The organism is Trinickia sp. EG282A (assembly GCF_040965455.1).
GTDB classification, from domain to species: domain Bacteria; phylum Pseudomonadota; class Gammaproteobacteria; order Burkholderiales; family Burkholderiaceae; genus Trinickia; species Trinickia symbiotica.
This window is the reverse complement of the sequence record NZ_JBFRCC010000001.1, coordinates 1,245,729-1,259,351: the sequence shown is the minus strand read 5'-3', so window position 1 is coordinate 1,259,351 and position 13,623 is coordinate 1,245,729. Positions and strand designations below refer to the sequence as shown.

General features: G+C 63.2%; 12 protein-coding genes. 4 read left to right on the top strand and 8 right to left on the bottom strand.

The features are described 5' to 3' along the window. Positions 1-81 precede the first annotated feature (81 nt). Complete coding sequence (locus AB4Y31_RS05815; protein WP_368673082.1) at positions 82-1,119, bottom strand: L-idonate 5-dehydrogenase; 1,038 nt, start codon at positions 1,117-1,119, stop codon at positions 82-84. A gap of 10 nt (positions 1,120-1,129) precedes the next feature. Further along, positions 1,130-2,338 (bottom strand): D-mannonate dehydratase ManD, encoded by a 1,209-nt coding sequence (gene manD / locus AB4Y31_RS05810; protein WP_368673081.1) that lies wholly within the window; start codon positions 2,336-2,338, stop codon positions 1,130-1,132. Between the two features lie 70 nt (positions 2,339-2,408). Here manD and AB4Y31_RS05805 point away from each other — a divergent pair, with 70 nt between their 5' ends. Continuing rightward, positions 2,409-3,887 carry a mannitol dehydrogenase family protein gene (locus AB4Y31_RS05805; protein ID WP_368673080.1) on the top strand — a complete coding sequence of 493 codons (1,479 nt, stop codon included), beginning with the start codon at positions 2,409-2,411 and terminating at the stop codon, positions 3,885-3,887. 1 nt (position 3,888) lies between these two features. Here the strand turns inward: AB4Y31_RS05805 and AB4Y31_RS05800 are convergent, their stop codons facing one another. Genes AB4Y31_RS05800 through AB4Y31_RS05785 form a run of 4 tightly spaced genes read right to left on the bottom strand, consistent with a single transcriptional unit; the run spans position 3,889 to position 8,343 of the window. Continuing rightward, complete coding sequence (locus AB4Y31_RS05800; protein ID WP_368673079.1) at positions 3,889-4,836, bottom strand: ABC transporter permease; 948 nt, start codon at positions 4,834-4,836, stop codon at positions 3,889-3,891. Further along, a complete protein-coding gene (locus AB4Y31_RS05795; RefSeq protein WP_368673460.1) occupies positions 4,833-5,780 on the bottom strand; it encodes an ABC transporter permease in 948 nt (315 codons plus the stop codon). Before AB4Y31_RS05795 ends, AB4Y31_RS05800 begins: the two co-directional genes overlap by 4 nt. Next, on the bottom strand, positions 5,780-7,276 hold the full coding sequence (locus AB4Y31_RS05790; protein WP_368673078.1) for a sugar ABC transporter ATP-binding protein: 1,497 nt from the start codon (positions 7,274-7,276) through the stop codon (positions 5,780-5,782). The genes AB4Y31_RS05795 and AB4Y31_RS05790 overlap by 1 nt, the downstream gene beginning before the upstream one ends. 20 nt (positions 7,277-7,296) lie before the next feature. After that, entirely contained in the window at positions 7,297-8,343 is a 1,047-nt protein-coding gene (locus AB4Y31_RS05785; protein WP_368673077.1) for an ABC transporter substrate-binding protein, read from the bottom strand. A gap of 115 nt (positions 8,344-8,458) precedes the next feature. Here AB4Y31_RS05785 and AB4Y31_RS05780 point away from each other — a divergent pair, with 115 nt between their 5' ends. Further along, positions 8,459-9,592: a lactonase family protein gene (locus tag AB4Y31_RS05780; protein ID WP_368673076.1), complete on the top strand. Its 1,134-nt coding sequence runs from the start codon at positions 8,459-8,461 to the stop codon at positions 9,590-9,592. Positions 9,593-9,627: 35 nt separating this feature from the next. On the opposite strand, the gene AB4Y31_RS05775 is transcribed toward AB4Y31_RS05780, so the two are convergent. Both AB4Y31_RS05775 and AB4Y31_RS05770 read right to left on the bottom strand, forming a co-directional pair. Continuing rightward, on the bottom strand, positions 9,628-10,623 hold the full coding sequence (locus tag AB4Y31_RS05775; RefSeq protein WP_368673075.1) for an MDR family oxidoreductase: 996 nt from the start codon (positions 10,621-10,623) through the stop codon (positions 9,628-9,630). 33 nt (positions 10,624-10,656) lie between these two features. Beyond that, complete coding sequence (locus tag AB4Y31_RS05770; protein ID WP_368673074.1) at positions 10,657-11,424, bottom strand: SDR family oxidoreductase; 768 nt, start codon at positions 11,422-11,424, stop codon at positions 10,657-10,659. Positions 11,425-11,611: 187 nt separating this feature from the next. Between AB4Y31_RS05770 and AB4Y31_RS05765 the strand changes: the two genes are divergently transcribed. Both AB4Y31_RS05765 and AB4Y31_RS05760 read left to right on the top strand, forming a co-directional pair. Further along, on the top strand, positions 11,612-12,493 hold the full coding sequence (locus AB4Y31_RS05765; RefSeq protein WP_368673073.1) for an RNA polymerase sigma-70 factor: 882 nt from the start codon (positions 11,612-11,614) through the stop codon (positions 12,491-12,493). A 79-nt stretch (positions 12,494-12,572) separates the two neighbouring features. Further along, positions 12,573-13,586, top strand: a complete 1,014-nt coding sequence (locus tag AB4Y31_RS05760) for a LysR substrate-binding domain-containing protein (protein WP_368673072.1) — start codon at positions 12,573-12,575, stop codon at positions 13,584-13,586. The last annotated feature ends 37 nt before the right edge of the window (positions 13,587-13,623 follow it).

The window sequence follows — 13,623 nt, the reverse complement described above, 5'->3', positions numbered from 1 at the left end:
GCATGTCTCCTGAAGTTCGCCTCTTGACGGGCGTTGTACGAAAGAGAAAGCGCGTAGTGGGGCGTCCGTGCTCCACATCGCTCATTCAAAACGCAGATGCACCTTCATCGATTGCGAGCGATCGTGGGCAATTTCGAAGGCACGGTTCGCTTCCGCAAACGAGAAGGCGTGTGTCATCAGCGGACGCAGTTCGATCCTGCCCGCCGCGATTTCCTCGGCTGCGATCGCGTACTCATCGGCGAAACGAAACGAGCCGACATACCGGATTTCCTTCGACATGACGAGATTGGCCGACACAGGCGACGGGCCCGCCGGCAGATTGCCGACCTGCACGACCGTACCGCCGGCGCGCACCGATCGCAACGCCGTATCGAGGCCGGCAGGACTGCCCGATGCTTCGATCGCGACGTCGAAGAATCCGCGCGCTTCGGCCCAGCGGCCAATTGCCGCGGAATCCGCCGCATTGACGACGTCGTCCGCGCCGACCTGGCGTGCCGTTCCGAGCGCATGGTCCGACAGATCGACCGCGACGATGCGATGCGCACCGGCGCGCCGCGCGACGGCGACGAGGAGACACCCGATCGGGCCGCAGCCGATCACGAGTACCCGCGCGCCGACGAGAGAACCGGCCTGCTTGACGGCATGCAGCGCGACCGCCACGGGCTCCGCCATCGAGGCCTGCGCGAAGTCGACGCTATCGGGCAGCGGCACGCACTGGGAAGCGGAAACCACGATCTGCTGACGAAACATGCCTTGCGTATGCGGAAACGTGGAGGCGCTGCCCATGAACCGCATGTCGAGACAGTGGTTCGACATGCCCGCGCGGCAATAGCGGCACACGCCGCAGGCAAGGCCCGGGTTCACCGCCACGCGCCGGCCCTTGGCGAGACCCGTCACGCCTTCACCCGTGCAGTCGATTTCGCCGGCCGCCTCATGCCCGAGCACAAAAGGTTCACGCACCCTGAAATCACCGCTTCGGCCTTTGAAGTAATAGGAGAGATCGGAGCCGCAGATGCCGCCCGCGCGCACACGCACGCGCACCTGCCCAGGCCCGGGCTCTGGCGGTTCGACGTCGTCGATTCGGATCAGCTTCGGTTCGTGAAGGACAGCGGCGAACATAGAGGACTCCTTACCAGTTCCAGAGCGTGCCGTCTTCGAGACGGGCAACGGGCAGATAGGCCGGCTCATAGGGATAGCGCGCGGCCAGCGCTTCGTCGATATCCACTCCGTGCCCCGGCGCCTCACCGGGATGCATCAAGCCGTTCTCGAAGCGCCACGCATGTGGGAACACGTCGAGCGCCGCTTCGGGATAACCCATGTATTCCTGTATGCCAAAGTTCGGCACCCACAGATCGAAATGCAACGCCGCCCCCATGCAGACAGGCGACAGGTCCGACGGCCCGTGACACCCTGTTCGCACTTGATAGAGCGACGCAAAATCGGCCATGCGCCGCAAATGCGTAATGCCGCCTGCATGCGTGAGCGTCGCGCGCAAATAGTCGATCAACTGCTCTTCGATCAGTTGCTTGCAGTCCCAAATCGAATTGAATACTTCGCCCACCGCGATCGGCGTCACCGTATGCTCGCGAATCAGGCGGAAACCGGCCTGGTTCTCGGCAGGCGTCGGATCTTCGAGCCAGAAGAGACGGTACGGCTCGACCGATTTGCCAAGGCGCGCCGCTTCGATCGGCGTCAGTCGATGGTGAACGTCGTGCAGCAGATGCGTCTCGAAGCCGAATCGATCTCGCACGGCGTCGAAGAGCTTCGGAATGAAGTCCAGGTATTTCTCCGACGACCAACTTTCTTCATCGACGATCCCCTTCTTCGCGGGCTCGTACTTGTCCGAGCCTTTCGATACGCCATAGACCGAACGCATATTCGGCACGCCGCACTGAATGCGCACCGCCTTGTATCCCGCTTCGATATGCTGCGCATAGCGATCGAGCGCCTCGGGAATGTCACGCCCCGTTGCATGGCCATAGACCATCACAGCGTCGCGTGATGCTCCACCCAGCAGCTTGTAGAGCGGCAAGCCCGCTCTTTTGCCCATGATGTCCCAGAGGGCCATGTCGACCGCGGCGATCGCCGTCATCGTGACGGGCCCGCGGCGCCAGTAGGCGCCCTTGTAAAGGTATTGCCAGATGTCCTCGATGCGACTCGCATCGCGCCCGATCAGCGTCGGCGAGACGTGATCGCGCAGGTACGAGGCGACCGCAAGCTCGCGTCCGTTGAGCGTGGCGTCGCCAATGCCGTACACGCCTTCGTCGGTCTCGATTTTCAGCGTGACAAAATTGCGGCCGGGACAGGTGACGATCACGTCCGCTCGAATGATCTTCATGTGCGCATCCTCGTTTGGATCGACCCATGCTACCATACAAGTATATCAACAGGAAGCACTGAGAGGAATCATGAACCGATTCACGCCGCCCCGTCTCGCGCGCAGCGTTCTGCCGGAGCTTCGCTCGCATCTGCTGTCGCCAGCCTGGCGCGAACCGCGCATTGGCATCGTTCATCTCGGCATCGGGAACTTCCATCGCGCGCATCAAGCGCTTTTCACCGAGGAGGCCATGATCGCCGCGGGCGGCGACTGGGGCATTTGCGGCGTCACGTTGCAGGGCGACGTCGCGAAACGCGATGCGCTCATGTCGCAGGATGGCCTTTACAGCATCGTCGAGCGGGGAATGGAAGGCGAGCGCGTGACGGTGGTGCGCGCGCTGCGCGAAGTCCTCGCCATGCCGCACGATCGCGCCGCGCTGTTCGCGCGCCTCGCCGACCCACACGTCCGAATCGTTTCTCTGACCGTGACGGAAAAAGGTTACTGCCGAGACGCGAACGCCGGCGACGCCGACTTCGGCCACCCCGGCGTCATGCATGATCTCGCCTACCCCGAGACGCCCGTCACTGTGCCGGGTATTCTCACGGCCGCCTTGCGCATGCGACGCGACAGCGGCAATCCCCTTACCGTGCTGTCGTGCGACAACCTCGCACACAATGGGGCCGCGCTGCGGCGCGTCGTCTGCTCTTTCGCACGGGCCGTCGACCCTGGCTTGGCGGACTGGATCGAAACGCATGTCGCGTTCCCCTCCACGATGGTCGACCGCATCGTGCCCGCGACAACCGAAGCCGACTTGGTCTCCGCGCGCGCGGCGCTGGGTTACGAGGATCGAGCCCCCGTTGCCTGCGAGCCGTTCCGCCAATGGGTCGTCGAGGACCACTTTCCGGCGGGCCGTCCGGCGTGGGACCGCGTAGGCGCGCAACTGGTCGGCGATGTGACGCCGTTCGAACTCGCCAAGCTCCGCATGCTCAATGCGACGCACTCGACCATCGCGTATTTGTCGATGCTCGCCGGCATCGAGACCGTCGACGCGGCCATCGCAAACCGTGCCATGCATCGTCTCATTCACGCGCTGATGACCTCCGAAATCGCGCCGACGCTGAACGTGCCGCTGTCGTTCGACCTTTTCGCCTATCGCGACGCCTTGCTCGAGCGCTTTGCGAACCCGGCTCTCAAGCATCGCTGCGCGCAAATCGCGATGGACGGCAGCCAGAAAATTCCGCTACGGCTTCTCGCCACGCTTTCCAAGCGAATCGCGACGCGGCAATCGTTTTCGCGCCTCGCTTTCGCCGTTGCGGCATGGATGCAGTTTCTGCTTGGCCGCACCGACGCCGGCGTGCCTTACGAAATTCATGACCCGCTTGCCGACCGATTGCAATCGCTCGCGGCCTCGGCGGGCGGATCGCCCGACGCGCTGGTTCGGGTGCTGCTCGACGTTCACGAAGTGTTTCCGACCGAGCTGGCGCGCAGCGCGTCCTTGCGGCAGACGCTCGTCGAAGCGTTGCAAGCGCTTCGCAAAGGCACATTGCACGCGATTGCCGCCTATGCTTGAGTCAGGATCGCAGCGCCCTCGCCCCACCCGCCACCGCCGTCACGGCGATGATCAGCAGCCCATAGATGATTGCGCGCACGCCCGCCCCCGTACCGCTGGCGTTCAACAGCGCGTTCACGAGGAAAAGGAAACAGGCTGCACCCCATACGCCCGTCGGGCTGGCGCGGCCACCTGATACTTGCGTGCCGCCGATCACGACCACAGCGACGGACAGCAGCATGTAGTCGGCGCCCATATCGAGCGTCGCTCCACCCGAAAAGCCCGAAAGCAGCAGCGCGCTGAGCGCCACCAGAACCGAGCAGGCGACATAAGTCGCGAAGCGCACGCGTTCGACGCGCACGCCGGCAAGATGCGCGGCCCGCCCGTTCTGCCCGAGCGCCGACAAGCTGCGTCCTTGCACGAGCCTGAAGAGCGCGATGCCGATCACGATCGTCAGCGCAAGCGCGACGAACGCGAGCGTCGAGATGCCGAGCCAATGTCCGAGCGCGAAATCCTCCAGCGCCGGGGGCGGCGCCGCGCTCCCGTGCCCAAGGCTGATCGCGATCGATTGAAGCACGAAGCTCGACGAGAGCGTCGCGATGATGGGTGGAATCCGCAGCAAGCGAATGAGCAGGTAGTTGAACGACCCGACGGCGACGCCCGTCGCGACAGTGACTGCAACGCCGACAGGAATCGCCGCGTCGTTGCGCGCCATCACGTGCATCGCCACGCTGCCCGCGAGCGCGATCGTGGCCGGAATCGACAGATCGATGTTGCCTGGTCCGCTCGTCACGACGAGCATCTGCCCGAGACCGACGAGCACGCTGAAAACGACGAATGCGGACGCGGCCGACAACATGTTGCCGGCCGTCCGCGGACCGAATGCAAGCGAGGCGGCCAGGCCTACGAGCACGGCACCGCCGACCGACCAGAACCAAGGCCGCTCGCGAATGGCAAGCACGCTTTTCATCGGCGGCCTCGCTTGCGGCGGAATACGAGTCTCAATGAGAGAACGGCGATCAGAATGAGCCCCTGAAAACCGATCTGCCATTCCGGCGCAATCTGCAGAAATGCGAGGAACGACGAAGCGAGTGTGAGCGTGACCGCTCCTAGCACGGCTCCGATCACGGACACGCGTCCGCCGACGAACTCGCCGCCGCCGAGAATCACGCCGGCAACCGAGAACAGCGTATAGCGCAAGGCGATGTTCGCGTCGGCCGAAGTGGTGAGACCGAGCAGCGCGAGCCCGGAGCAGATGCCGAGCATGCCCGCGCAGCCGAAGAGAATCGCCTTGGCACGCACGACCGACCACCCGCATCGACGCATCGCCTCGGGATTGCCGCCGACGCCGCGCAATGCGACGCCGGCTGGGGAGCGCATCAACAGGCAGTGGGCCACGAGCGCGATCGCGGCGCTCCAGATGAGCGGCGCGGGAACGTACGGCGCCTGCAGCCCCATCAGTGTCGCGAGCCAGACCGGGCTCGTGCCGCCCGGCGACGGCAGCAGCAAGACCGCGAGCCCGTTCCAGACGAAGGACAATCCCAGCGTCACGACCACCGATGAAATGCGCCGCGATTCCACCAGCGCGCCGACGAGCGCGTAGAGCGCGACACAACCCGCGAGCGCCGTCCAGCCGAGCCACGGAGAGCGATCGAGCAGCGTCGCGCCGATGCAGGTCACGAGGCTCACGAACGAGCCGATCGACAGATCGAGCTCGTTGGCGGTGATGACCGCTAGCTGCGCCAGCGTCGCGAAGACGATTGGCACACCGAGATTCAGCAACATCGACATCCCGAAGTAGCTGAGCGTGTTCGGCTGGACAACGAACATCGGAACCAACACCGCGGCGAGCGATACGGCCGGCAGCATGGCGCGCCGTTCCGCCCGACGCATACCGGCCCTCGCGAACCCCATCATGATTGCGCCTCCTCGAAACTCGCCGCGAGCAACGCCTGCTCCGTGCATTCGCTCGCGTCGAGCACGCGCGTGACATCGCCGCCGCGAAAGACATAGACGCGCTCGCAGTACGCGAACTCGTCGTTCTCCGTCGTGTACCAGACGAACGTTCGCCCGTTGGCCGCTTCGGCTTGCAGCAGGCGATAAATTTCGAGCTTCGTCCCGATGTCGACACCGCGCGTCGGGTCGTCCATCAACACGAGCTCCGCATCCGAGGCGAGCGCACGCGCGAATAGGACCTTTTGCTGATTGCCGCCGCTCAATGCAAGGATGTTGTCGGTCGGCGCGGCGCCGCGAATATCGATTCGCTTCGCCCATCGAGCGAAAAGATCGCGCAACGCTGCGCGATCGAGCCAGTTTCGGCTGTCACGGTTGTAGAGCGAGCGGATATCGAGGTTCTCGGCGATGGTCCAGTCGATGAACACGCCATCGGCGCGCCGGTCTCCAGCGACGAATGCGACGCGTATGTTCGAGCCGCGTTTGCGCGACTCGACGTAGATATCGTGCAGCGCGAGCGTCTGCCCTTGGCCCGCGAGGCCGGCGAGACCGACGATCGCTCCGCGGCGCGCTTCGATGACGGTGCGCCGTCGCGGGCCGACGTTCCAGCGAAAGGCCGACTCGCCGGCCTGCGACGTCTGCGCGCGCTGCGTCGCCGAAGCCGTCTCGTCCGTGAACTGCCCCATCGCGCGAATGATGGCTTCCTTTTGCAAATGAGCCGCATCGAGCGTCGAGACGACCTTGCCGTCGCGCATCACCATGACGCGATGCGCCGATCGGAGCATTTCCTCGAGCATATGCGTGATCAGGATGCAGGTCACGCCCGCCTGCGCGCAACGCCCGATGAATGCGAGCAATTGGTCCGCCGTATAGCGATCGAGACTCGACGTCGGCTCATCGAGTATGACGAGACGCACGGGCGCGTCGACCGATGCGAAGCCGCGCGCAATCTCGACCATCTGTTGTTGGGCGAGCGTGAGGTCGCCGACGACGTCGGTGCCGCGCAACCCATGCCCGGGAAAGATCGCATCGAGCTGATCTTCGATGATCGCGCGCGCCCGCCGCCGCCAGCCGAAGTGCCTCAATTGCGGATGCACGGCGCGCATATTTTCTTCGATCGTCAAGTTCGGGCAGAGCGAAAGCTCCTGGAAGACGCAGCGAATACCGAGGGCGCGCGCCTCGCGCGCATCGAAGCCGCCGTCGAACCGCTGGCCGGCAACCTCGATCGTGCCGGCATCGGGACGGCGCGCGCCCGAAAGTACCGACATCAGCGTGGACTTGCCCGCGCCGTTGTGACCCGCCACGGCTACACATTCGCCCACGGCGAACTCGAAGTCGACGCGCTGAAGAGCACGCACCGGCCCAAACGTCACGTTGACGCCGCGCACGCAGAGTAACGGAATGCGGGGAGGCGCCTCGCGCGCCTCGGAAAGGGCCGCGCTTTCGGGATGGCTCATCGGATTGGCAATCCGCCCGCTTACTTTTTGCTTTGAACCATATCGATAACCTGCTCGCGCGTGAAGACGTTGCTGGCAACCGTACCGGGCGCCGTCTTCGGCAAGACTTTCGCGAGCGAGTCCGAGGTCACGGTAAGCGTCGGCAACGACATCTCGTGCGGCAGCTTGTTACCGGCGAGAATCTGCTGGGCGGCCCAGAACGCAAAGCTCGACGAACCCGGATCGGCCGCGATCGACATCGTCTGATAGCTGTCGATACCCTGCTGTTGCCACCATGCGAGCTCTTCCTGACGATTGCCGAGAATGATCGTCGGAATCTTGCGGCCTGCGGCACGAAACGCCTGAGCAACACCATATCCGTCGCCTCCCTGCGTCACGACGCCGTCGATCGGCGGCAGCGACGGCAGGATGCCCGCCACTTCCTTTTGCGCGACCGTCTGCGTCCATTGACCATAGACCGAGCCGACGATTTTCATACCCGGATATTGCTTGAGCTCGTCGACGATGCCCTGATGAATCTCGTCGTCGACCGAAACACCGGCCAACCCGCGGACTTCGAGCAGATTGCCCTTGCCGCCGAGCTTCTTCGCAAGAAAGTCGACTTCCTCGGCGCCCATCTTATGAAAATCGGCCTCGATGCGATAGGCACACGGCTCGGTGACGATGCCGTCGAACGATACGACGACGACGCCGGCCGCGCATGCTTGCTTGATCGCGCCGTTGAGCGCCGTCGGCGATGCCGCGTTGATCACGATCGCCTTGTAGCCTTGCAGCACAAGGTTCTGGATTTGCTGGGCCTGCTCCGTCGCCTGATTCTCGGCCGTCGTGAACGCCGGCGCGTCCGCGATGAGGCCCGCTTTCTTCGCCTGCCCCGCCACTTGCGCCCAGATTTTCAACTGCTGCTGCCTGAATGTATTGCCCGCATAGCTGTTCGATAGCGCGATCTTTGCTTTCGACGTGTCGCCCGTCGCCACATTCGCGCTGGCGACCACGCTCAATGCAAACAGCGTGATGCCGGCGAGCCGCGTGATGGATGTTCTGTTGGCCACCGCCGTCTCCCCTCTCATGTTGGTCGATTTCGTTCGTTGCATCGTACGTCATGACCTACTACCATACAAGTAGGTATTTTCCAGCAAGCGCGATAAGGGACGTTCGAGGCTGCCGCCTTGGGAGCGAACGACGATGAACGACCGCACAGACCGCACATTGGTATTCGCAGGCTGCCTGAATCGACCGATTCCGCATTTCGCAACTGCGAACGGAAACGGAATTGCCGTGTTCTCGTTAGACGAGACCTCAGGACGCCTGTCTTTTCTCGCCGAATTCACCGACATCGACAATCCGACCTACCTCGCCGTCGTCCAGGAGAGAAGGATGCTCTACGCGACGAGCGAGCTTATTGATTCGCCGGAAGGCTTCATCAGCGCGTTGCGGATCGATGCGGCAAACGGGGCCTTGACGCTCGTCGGACAAAGGCAGCGCACGCGCGGCAGATTGACGGCTTGGTGTGCGACGGACGCTCGCGGTGAGGTCGCGCTGGTCGCCAACTATGCGCGAGAGCGAAACGACGACGAGCCGAGGCGGCATATCGCGAGTTTTTCGATTCTTACCGACGGCACGCTGACGTCCGTGACGAGCGAGTTCACTCATGAGGGTCGCGGGCCACGTGACGACCGACAATCCGTCCCGCATGCGCATTGTGCCGTGCCGAGCCCCGACAACCGGTTCGTCATCGTGGCCGACCTCGGCACCGATGAGTTGACGACCTATCGTCTCGACCAGCCACGCCGCGCGCTCGGTCCTGCGAATACCGCCCCCTTGAAGTTGGCGCCTGGCTCGGGACCACGCCATCTGACCTTTCATCCGAACGGAGCGATCGCCTATGTGATTTGCGAACTGGCGAATGCCATCGATCGGCTCGCATATGACCGCGATACGGGCGAGTTGCGATGGCTCGACCGCACAGATATGCTGCCCGCCGGTTCGATGCCAAGCTTTGCCGCCGGCCTCGTCGTATCGACGAACGGTCGCCAGCTATACGCAAGCTTGCGCGGAGATGACAGCGTAATCACCTATGCGCTAGAGGAAGGTAGCGGGCGGATTGTCGGTGCATCGCCCAGCCAGAGTGGCGGGAAAACGCCGCGAAGCATCGCGCTATCGCCGTCCGGCAAATTCTTGTTCGTGGCGAATCAAGACAGCGATCTACTCGCATCGTGGCGCCTGGATCCGCACACGGGAATTCCGCTGGAGCAAGCCGATAGCGTGCACGTCGGCACGCCGATGTGCGTCCAGGCGGCGACGTTCCGCACGAAATAATAAGCGACATCGCCGTGACCCCGCACGCTCGAGCTTCAGCGACTGACGTCGACGACTAGGCGCCCTCTCACCACGCCTTTCAACAGCTCGCCGGCGGCGTCGACCGCCTCCGTAAGGCCAATCGTTCTCGTCATTGCGTCGAGCGATGCGGCATCGAGGTCGCGCGCAAGCCGCCGCCATGCTTCGGCGCGTTCCGCCGCGGAGCGGTAAACGCTGTTGACGCCGAGCAGGCTCACGCCGCGCAAGATGAACGGCGCGACGGTCGCGGGAAGGTCGAGCCCTTGCGCAAGCCCGCATGCCGCAACGGCGCCGTTCGCCCGTAGGCTCGCGCAGACATTGGCCAGTGTATGGCTGCCGACCGAATCGATGGCCGCAGCCCAACGTTCCTTCTGGAGCGGACGCCCCGGTTCGGAAAGCGTATTTCGATCGACGATCTCAGCCGCGCCGAGCCCGTGCAGATAGTCGGACTCCTGAAGACGCCCTGTCGATGCGACGACGCGGTACCCGAGCTTTGCGAGCAGCGCGATCGCCATGCTGCCCACGCCGCCATTCGCACCGGTGACGAGCACGTCGCCCTGCGGCGGCTTGAGCCCATGACGCTCGAGCGCCATGATGCAGAGCATCGCTGTGTATCCGGCAGTACCGATTGCCATCGTCTGCTGCAGCGAAAGCCCTTTCGGCAACGGTGTCAGCCAATCGCCGCTCACGCGCGCCTTTTGCGCGAGCCCACCCCAATGCTGTTCGCCGATGCCCCAACCGTTGAGCAATACCTGGTCGCCTGCGGCGAAGGCCGGATGGTCGCTGCGCTCGACCGTGCCCGCCAAATCGATGCCCGGCACCATCGGAAAGCTGCGAACCACCGCCCCTTTCCCCGTAATCGCAAGCGCATCCTTGTAGTTCAGGGTGCTGTAGGCGATATTGACGAGGACGTCGCCGGGCGGAAGACGGGATTCGTCGAGCGACACCGATTCAGCTTCATAACGATCATCTTTCTTATCGACGAGGATTGCATTGAACACGAGCGCCTCCATTTCGTTGGACGAGAACGACGCATCAACCTTGGCCTACCCTCTCCCCACGAACGGCATCTTCGTCGCCATGACGGTGTGGAAAAGCACATTCGCTTCGAGCGGCAGATTGGCCATATAGAGCACCGATTGGCCGACGATGTCCACATCGATCAGCGGCTCGGCTGCAATCTCGCCGTTCGCTTGCGGAACGCCTTTTTCCATTCGCGAGGCGAGCGGCGTGCGCGCGTTTCCAACATCGATCTGGCCGACTGCGATGTCGTACTTGCGACCATCGAGCGCCGCGGACTTCGTCATGCCTTTCACCGCATGCTTGGTGGCCGTATAGGCGATCGAATTCGGCCGCGGTGCGCTGGCCGAAATCGAGCCATTGTTGATGATGCGCCCGCCCATCGGCCGCTGCGAACGCATGACACGGAATGCCTGCTGAATGCAGTAGAACATGCCATTCAGATTGACGTCGACCACCGTGCGCCATTGCTCGGGAGTCCAGTCTTCGAACGGCCCGGGAGGATTCGAAACGCCCGCATTGTTAAAAAGAAGATCGAGCCGGCCGAATCGTTCGACGATCGTGGCAAAGGCCTGCTCGACGGCGCCGGCATCCGCCACGTCGCATGAATGGGCGAACGCACGCCCGGCGAAGGCTGGATCGTCGGCCACTTCGTTGAGCGGCTCGATGCGGCGCCCGAGCAGCGCCACATGCCATCCGTCTTTCAGCAATGCCGTTGCGGCGGCTCGACCGATCCCGCTGCCCGCGCCCGTCACGATCGCCGTTCTTGCTGACCTTCCCGCTCCATCTGTCATGCCCTTCTCTCCTCTTATGCGTCGACGCAACCTCTCACATGGTACTCGATCGGCTGTTGCGAAGCCGGCAGCCGCGCCGCGCGTACATAGCGGGGCGATTCGCCGGACGGCAGCAAAACCGCATCAACGATGAGAGAATCTCGTTCCATCCGCCCATCTCCGCTTTCGCAAGCCGTATGGATCTCACATGGATGATGACGCACTCGTCTTCAACGGGCTCCGCCCACGATTGCAGAAGATCGCTTATCGAATGCTCGGGTCTGTCGCCGAGGCCGAGGATATCGTGCAGGACGTCTGGCTGCGCTGGCATACGGCGGACCGCGAAGCGATCGACAACGCAGAGGCATGGCTGGTTTCGGTCACGACACGGATATCCATCGATCGCCTGCGCGCCGCCAAGGTCCAACGCGAACACTACGCTGGCATCTGGTTGCCCGAGCCCGAGATGACGGGCTCGCCCACTACCCCGGAAGAGGCGAAAGAGCGTGCCGACGATGTCTCCGTGGCTTTTCTGTTGCTGCTCGAGCGGCTGACGCCCGAGGCGCGCGCCGCCTTCCTGCTGCACGAGGTCTTCGACGCCGACTACGCGGAAGTGGCGCAGGCGATCGGCAAGAGCGAAGCGGCGTGCCGTCAATTGGTCAGCCGTGCAAAAGCGCAGTTGCGAGACGCGCGACCGCGCTATTCGATTGCTCGCGAAACACATCGTCACCTGTTGCAGGCGTTCGTGCAGGCGCTCGAGCGCGGCGATTTCCCGTCGATCAACGCGTTTCTGTCCGAAGACGCCATTTTGCTCGGCGATGGCGGCGGCAAAGTTCAGAGCTTCCCGAAACCATTGTTGGGCGGTCGACGCATCGCGCAACTTTTCTACGCGTCCTCGCTGCGCTTTGGCAGTCAATTGCACCACGAGCTGGTACTGCTCAACGGTCAGTGGGCGCTGCTGCGCTTTATCGAAGGCCGACTCGAATCGGCACAGTCGTTCGAAACCGACGGGGCTCGCATCGTTGCCGTGCAAGTTCAGCGCAACCCCGATAAGCTCGCACGCATCGGTGCCATGTACGGCAACGGTTGACCAAAAAATTTTCACCGATCGCGTCACAGGCGATCGAACCAATACGTCTAGGAAGCAGGTACTTTACGACTCCGCTTCCATGTCAGACTACTCATCGCGCCTCCCGAGCGGCATCGACGATCCGCTGGCCAGCAGCTTTGCAACCAGTTACGCCGGCGTCATATCATTCCTGGCCGTCGCCAACGAAGGCAGCTTTGCACGCGCGGGTGACCGCCTCGGCATCGGTCGCTCGTCCGTCAGCCGCAACGTGCAGAAACTCGAAGCCCAGCTCGACGCGCGCCTTTTCGTACGCACGACGCGCAGCACCTCATTGACGCGTGAGGGCGAGCTTTTCTATGAAAACTGCCAGCCGGGTCTGGCTCGCATCGCACAAGCGCTGGAAGACATGCGGGAGCTGCGCAATGGGCCGCCCCGGGGCCATCTGCGCATCGCCTCGACGCCAGGCTTTGGCCGTAAAATCGTCGCGCCGCTTTTGCGGGGCTTTCACGCGCGATATCCCGAGATCTTTCTGGAGCTGTTGCTGAACGACCGGCCTGCGGACTTCGCCGCCGATCGCGTCGATGTGTCTTTTCGCGACGGACGCATCGAAGACAGCGGCATCGTTGCGCGCCGGCTCATTCCGATGCAGATGATTGTTTGCGCGTCGCCTGCCTATGCGCACCTCTACGAATTGCCGCGCCACATTGGCGACTTGGACGGGCATCGGTGCATCAACCTATTGACGGCGTCCGGCCGCGTCAAAGAGTGGGAATTCAAAGTCGATGGTCTCCCGCAGGGGCGCCAGCCCATTGCAAGCCATACATTCAACGATCCCGATCTGGTCGTGCAGGCGGTGCTCGACGGACTAGGACTTGCGCAGTTGCCCGCCTATCAGGTGCGCGATCTTCTGCGTGACGGACGCCTCGTCAGCTGCCTGATGAAACATGCACCCGACGATGGCGGTCACTACTTATGCTATCTGAGTCGCAAACTGCTTCCCGCCCGCATCCGCGCGTTCATCGAATATATGACCGAGCATACGAGGGCACTCGACCTTCAGTGTCCTACCGCAATGACCAGGTTGCAGCCGGTTGAGCAGGAGCCGGCTGCCTGATATTCCTGCGATTCGCGACTCGATGGACCGAAACTCG